This is a genomic window from uncultured Methylobacterium sp., from assembly GCF_964251405.1.
Taxonomy (GTDB): domain Bacteria; phylum Pseudomonadota; class Alphaproteobacteria; order Rhizobiales; family Beijerinckiaceae; genus Methylobacterium.
On sequence record NZ_CAXUJR010000019.1, the window covers coordinates 10,223 to 14,594 of the forward strand.

At 69.0% G+C, this 4,372-nt stretch carries 5 protein-coding genes; 2 read left to right on the forward strand and 3 right to left on the reverse strand.

Annotated elements, in window-relative coordinates; all coding sequences use genetic code 11:
• Positions 1-35 precede the first annotated feature (35 nt).
• Together ACFE7U_RS05630 and ACFE7U_RS05635 are read left to right on the forward strand one after the other, a co-directional pair.
• The gene (locus ACFE7U_RS05630; protein ID WP_375408751.1) at positions 36-470 is read left to right on the forward strand and encodes a MucR family transcriptional regulator; all 435 of its coding nucleotides are present in this window, start codon (positions 36-38) and stop codon (positions 468-470) included.
• Between the two features lie 168 nt (positions 471-638).
• Positions 639-1,493: a DUF6456 domain-containing protein gene (locus tag ACFE7U_RS05635; RefSeq protein WP_375408752.1), complete on the forward strand. Its 855-nt coding sequence runs from the start codon at positions 639-641 to the stop codon at positions 1,491-1,493.
• Positions 1,494-1,504: 11 nt separating this feature from the next.
• Here ACFE7U_RS05635 and ACFE7U_RS05640 read toward each other — a convergent pair whose 3' ends face one another.
• The 3 genes from ACFE7U_RS05640 to ACFE7U_RS05650 all read right to left on the reverse strand — a co-directional run bounded on the left by ACFE7U_RS05640 (position 1,505) and on the right by ACFE7U_RS05650 (position 4,268).
• Complete coding sequence (locus ACFE7U_RS05640) at positions 1,505-1,930, reverse strand: SufE family protein (protein WP_375408753.1); 426 nt, start codon at positions 1,928-1,930, stop codon at positions 1,505-1,507.
• Between the two features lie 92 nt (positions 1,931-2,022).
• A complete protein-coding gene (locus tag ACFE7U_RS05645) occupies positions 2,023-3,069 on the reverse strand; it encodes a PAS domain S-box protein (protein ID WP_375408754.1) in 1,047 nt (348 codons plus the stop codon).
• A 188-nt stretch (positions 3,070-3,257) separates the two neighbouring features.
• The gene (locus ACFE7U_RS05650) at positions 3,258-4,268 is read right to left on the reverse strand and encodes an alpha/beta fold hydrolase (protein ID WP_375408755.1); all 1,011 of its coding nucleotides are present in this window, start codon (positions 4,266-4,268) and stop codon (positions 3,258-3,260) included.
• Between the last annotated feature and the right edge of the window lie 104 nt (positions 4,269-4,372).

Below are 4,372 nucleotides of genomic sequence, written 5' to 3' on the forward strand. Positions count from 1 at the left end.
TTTCCAACGTTGCGTTCAGAGGAACACGTCCCATCATGAATGAAATCGACACCTCGACCGACTATATTGGACTCACGGTCGACATCGTCTCCGCTTATGTGAGCAACAACCCCGTTCCCCCGGGTGAGCTGGCCCAGCTCATCGCCCGCACCCATGCCGCGCTCATCCAGGTCGCCGGCGGGCAGGTGGAGGCGAAGGCCGACGCGGTGCCTCAGCAGCCGGCCGTCCCCGTCAAGAAGTCGGTCACGGCCGACCACATCATCTGTCTCGAGGACGGGCGGGTGTTCAAGTCGCTGAAGCGTCACCTGCGCGCCAAGTACGACATGAGCCCCGAGCAATACCGCGCCAAGTGGGGTCTTCCGCTCGACTATCCGATGGTGGCGCCGAACTATGCCAAGGCCCGCTCCGATCTCGCCAAGGCGATCGGCCTCGGCCAGACCCGGAACGGCAACTACGACGAAGCGGCCTGACGCATTGAGGCTTTCCGGTCCGGACGGCGCCGTGCGCCGCCCGGATGGTGCGCTGCTGGATCGGCCGTCCGCGATCGATTTGGCTGTCAAGACTTGTCTTAGGATATTTTTCCTTTACCGTGGGTTGAAGAGGCGCCGCCCTCACGCCCATGCGTAATGGAACATATCATGAACAAAATTCGCAAGATTACGGCTGCGACTGCGATCGTCGGAGCCGAACCGGATGCGCGGGCCGGGCTCGACCGCGACGCCGCACGCCTCCTCGCGGCGCTGGCCCAGGACGGTGCCTACGCCCTGGAGGATCCCTTTGCAGAGGACGGGCTGATCGTGCGCGTCGGCGGTGCGGGCATGTCGCTGGGCTCCGGACGGTTCCCGAGGAGCGCTGGCGATACCCTGCTCGCCGCCGACCTCGCCGAGCGGACCTTCGGGCGCCGAACGCGGATCACGATCAGCCCGGCCGGGCGGGCGAGGCTCAAGCGGGATGCCGCGGGGACCGGGACGCCCTATCTCGCCCAACATCTCGACCTGATCGAGGGCGGCGCCGGGGACGGTCCCGACCGTCCGGTGCGCGATGCCTCCGAGAGCCCGCTCGCCTGGATGGCACGGCGGCGCGACCGGGACGGGCGGCCCCTGCTCGACGCGGCCTGTTTCGAGGCCGGAGAACGGCTGCGGCGCGACCTCACGACCGCGGCGCTGATGCCGCGCATGGGCGCGGATTGGAGCGGGGTGAAGGTCGACGGCGCTGGCCCGCGCGATCCGTCCGCCGCCTCCGACGCGATGCTGGCCAGCCGCCAGCGTGTGCGTGCGGCCCTCGATGCGGTGGGCAGCGACCTCTCCGGTCTGCTGATCGACCTGTGCGGCTTCCTCAAGGGCCTCGAGCGGATCGAGGCGGAGCGGCGCTGGCCCGCGCGCTCGGCCAAGGTGGTGGCGCGCATCGCGCTCGCGCGCCTGGCCGAGCATTACGGGCTCGAACGCGAGGCCGTCGGCCCCGATCGCGCCCGGATGCGGATCTGGCGGGGATGACGATCGCCGCCCTATCCGGCCGCGAGCCGGACCGCGTCCTTGTGGATACGATCCGCCATGGCGCGCACGCCGTTGGAGCGCTGTGGGGTCAGGTGCTCGGCGAGACCGAGTTCGGTGTAGAGGGCGAAGGCATCCGTCCTCGCCGCGTCGGCTGGGGTCTTGCCGTCGAACAGGGCGACCATCAGGGCGACGAGGCCACGCACGATGTGAGCGTCGCTGTCGCCATGCACGGCCAGGCGCGGCTCGGGCCCCGACCTGTCGACCTGCAGGTCGAGCCAGACCTGGCTGGCGCAGCCATGGACCTTGTTAGCCTCGGTCTGAAGCGACTCGCTACCGGGCGGCAATGCACGGCCGAGCTCGATCACGTAGCGGTAGCGCTCCTCCCAATCCTCGATGAAGGCGAAATTCTCGACGATGGTCTCGATCGGGGGCAGCATGCGGAGGAGAAACCGGGTTTCGGACCGTGCGGGAGGAAAGGGGCGCACAGGAGACATATAGTCCCTCGTGCCGGCGCGTCGACGCGGCCGCCTCAGTCCGGCACGATCCGGGTCAGAACCTCCGGCAATTGCAGTTCCAGGGGCTCGTCCGCGGTGGCGTTGCCGCGCACCGCGATCTCGGCCTGGGCCGCATAGGCGGCGATGAGCCGTGGGCCGAGATTGGGCACCGAGCCCGCGGCCGCGGGGACGACGTCACCCTCCGCCCCGGATACGATCTGGAGGCGCACCGGTGCACCAGCGGCGGCATCGATGCGGATCGCGATGGTGCAGGCGACCGACTCGGCGGTGGCATCGAGGCATTCGGCTACCACTTCGGCGACGATCATGCCGAGGGCGTTGGCGGTGCGCGGCTCGACGAGTGTGGTGCCGACCCCCTCGATGGTGACGCCGATGCGGCCGGCCCGGCGTAGCTGCCCGAGGCCGGACGCGAGGCGGTGAAGGTAGTCGCGCACGTCGATCGACGCGATGTGGGGCGCCTCGTGCAGGTGCTGCTGCACGAGGGCGATCGCCCGGACCCGCTGGCCGAGCGCCTCGAAGCTGCCGCGGCAGGGCGGGGGTGCCGCGCGGCCGTAGAGGCCGATCAGGCTCACCATCACCTGCAGGTTGTTGCGAACCCGGTGATAGACCTCAGCGAGAAGCGCTTCCTTCTCGGCCAGGGCCGCTGCCGCATGCTCCTCGGCGTGCTTGCGGTCGGTGATGTCGAAGCAGGTGCCGAGATAGCCGGTGAACACGCCCTCGCGGTCGATCGGCCGGGCCGTGTCGAGAAGCCAGCGATAGGCGCCGTCGTGGCGGCGCAGGCGGAACTCCGCGGTGTAGGGCCGGCGCGTCGCGAAAGCGTCCAGGACGAGGGCGGCGTGGCGCTCGACGTCGTCGGGGTGCAGGCCGCGCCGCCAGCCGTCGCCGATCTCGTCCTCGCGGCTTCGCCCGGTGAAGCCCAGCCAGCTCTCGTTGTGGTGGACGGCCTGACCTTGCGCATCGGACCGCCACATCATCAACGGCACGTCGTCGGCGAACTGATGAAAGGCGTCCCCGACCAGGCTCTCCGAAGCCGTCCCGGTCGCCGAGGTGTCCACGTCCATGCTACTCCCGATCCGCCCGCCGCGTGCCGTCTCTGACGCAAGCCCGTCGACGGCGGTTCAACGTATCCCAGAGGGTGCCGTTCCTGACAGTCGGCATTCGCGGGATTATCCGCCGAAACCATGATTCGCGCAGGGCAGCGGAACGCCTGCGCGCATGGATCGAGGGGATCCGCCGAAAGCCGTCAGGGTCAATTCTGGTTGAGGAACGTCAGCGTGAGGTCGTTGAAGCGCTGCGTCGCCTCCATGTGGACGAGGTGGCCGATGCCGGGCAAGACCTCGGCGCGGCCATTCGGCATCCGCGCGGCGAGCGCCCGGGCATGGACGGCATTGTCGCCCATCTTCCCCCTCAGTTCCGCCGGCGCGAAGGGTTTTCCGGGTGCGTTGCGGTCGTTCTGGCCCATCAAGAACAGGGTCGGCGCCGTGACGAGGGGGATCTCGTGGACCACGGGCTGGCCCCAGATGATCTGGTAGGAGTTCACGAAGGACTGCACCCAGCGCGGATACTCGCCCGAGCCCTTCACCCGCTCCCGTAACGATACGAAGGGCTCGATCGCGGAGGCCGGCAGCGAGAGGGCGTAGTTCGTCATCAGCTGACGGCGGTAGGACTCCGCATTGGCGTCGGTCTCGATGCGCAGCAGGGTGTCGTTGGAGACCGGCGGGACGGAGAAGCGGTAATCCTCGAGCCCGATCGGCGCCTCCAGCACGAGGCTGTTGATCCGGGCCGGCGCGTTGCGGGCCATCCGCACGGCGAGCATCCCGCCCATCGAATGGGCGACCACGTCGACGCGGGGCAGGTTCAGCGCATCGAGAAGGTCCACGGTCTCGGCCGCCATGATGTCGAAGCTGAAGGGCGCCACCGGCTTCGACGACTTGCCGAATCCGAGCTGGTCCGGCGCCACGACCCGGTAGCCGCCCGCAGTCAGGGCCGCGATCACCGGCTGCCAGTAGCTCGACGGAAAGTTGCGGCCATGCAGCAGCAGCACGGTACGGCCGTTGGCCGTGCCGGCCGGGGCGACGTCCATATAGGCCAGGCGCTGGCGCTCGCCGTCGCGGCTCAGATCGAGGAAGCAGACGGGATGGGGATAGGCGAATCCCTCGATCCCGATCCCGAGCGGCGCCTCCTCGGCGAAGATCGGGCTCGTGGCGAGGCCGAGCATGAGCGCCAGGCACAGGGCAGGGCCGCGCGGGCGGAAAGCCATGGAAAACTCCGGTGGACCATGCCTTGAAGGCGGCCGGTATGGGGTGACATAGGGCGGATGACGGCGGTTCGGCCATGGACGGAGCGATGACGCAAGAGGCCGGC

Bases quoted from the DNA above. Each gene is read 5' to 3' on its own strand.
- ACFE7U_RS05630 (WP_375408751.1), top strand. From the start codon at position 36: ATGAATGAAATCGACACCTCGACCGACTATATTGGACTCACGGTCGAC.
- ACFE7U_RS05635 (WP_375408752.1), top strand. From the start codon at position 639: ATGAACAAAATTCGCAAGATTACGGCTGCGACTGCGATCGTCGGAGCC.
- ACFE7U_RS05640 (WP_375408753.1), bottom strand. From the start codon at position 1,930: ATGCTGCCCCCGATCGAGACCATCGTCGAGAATTTCGCCTTCATCGAG.
- ACFE7U_RS05645 (WP_375408754.1), bottom strand. From the start codon at position 3,069: ATGGACGTGGACACCTCGGCGACCGGGACGGCTTCGGAGAGCCTGGTC.
- ACFE7U_RS05650 (WP_375408755.1), bottom strand. From the start codon at position 4,268: ATGGCTTTCCGCCCGCGCGGCCCTGCCCTGTGCCTGGCGCTCATGCTC.